The 757-nt window shown below is 49.0% G+C and carries 2 protein-coding genes; both read right to left on the reverse strand.

Annotation, left to right across the window (positions count from 1 at the left end; all coding sequences use genetic code 11):
* Positions 1-100: hypothetical protein (locus JTA15_RS21855; RefSeq protein ID WP_255580235.1), on the reverse strand; the 100-nt coding region annotated here is incomplete at its 3' end.
* A gap of 12 nt (positions 101-112) precedes the next feature.
* On the reverse strand, positions 113-757 hold a 645-nt coding region (gene wecA / locus JTA15_RS16965), incomplete at its 5' end, for a UDP-N-acetylglucosamine--undecaprenyl-phosphate N-acetylglucosaminephosphotransferase (RefSeq protein WP_219372528.1).

Here is a 757-nt window from a genome sequence, read left to right on the forward strand (position 1 = left end):
TTATCCAAAGTTTGCCTGCCCACAACACGCGAAACAAACCCCGAATATCCAGCTCATTCTCAGTTACCACTGATTTCGCTCCCGCCAACGGTTGAGTCATCATAGTCCCATTTTACTTAGTTAATGTTGTATTGTTGCCACTGTTGCGACGCATCCTGCGTTTAAGACGTTTAATAAACCGCGCCACTTTCCATGCGCGCTTAATGCAGTAGCCGTACAGGAAAAACGCTAGCAAGAATAATACCAACATGACCCATTCAGGGATGAAATGAGCATATTCCGCAGCCACCCCAATTGCGGCCAGAATAGCGGCAGCCAGGGTAATCAGCACAAACGCCTGACGTGAAGTAAAACCGGCACGCATGATGAGATGGTGAATATGCTGGCGATCGGGAGAGAAAGGACTCATTCCTTTACGCAGACGACGATACATAATCGCCACCATATCCATTAGCGGAATGGCAATAATCCACAGCGCTGTTACCGGGCTAATCGGGTGAGTTTTACCCTGTGTGGTCTCCAGCAAAATCCAGATAACGGTAAAGCCGATCAGCGTACTGCCCGCATCACCCATAAACACTTTATAGCGACGACCGAGCGCACCGAGATTTAAGAGGATATAAGGCAGAATGGCGGCAATCATGGCAAAACACCACATCGACAGGCTGTACTGACCATCGAACCATAAAATGATGCCGATTGCGGCAAACGAAACCGACGACAATCCACCGAGCAGGCCGTCAATACCATCCACCAT

Origin of the sequence: Enterobacter sp. BIDMC 29, from assembly GCF_019378755.1 — a bacterium.
In the GTDB taxonomy this organism is placed as follows: domain Bacteria; phylum Pseudomonadota; class Gammaproteobacteria; order Enterobacterales; family Enterobacteriaceae; genus Enterobacter; species Enterobacter ludwigii.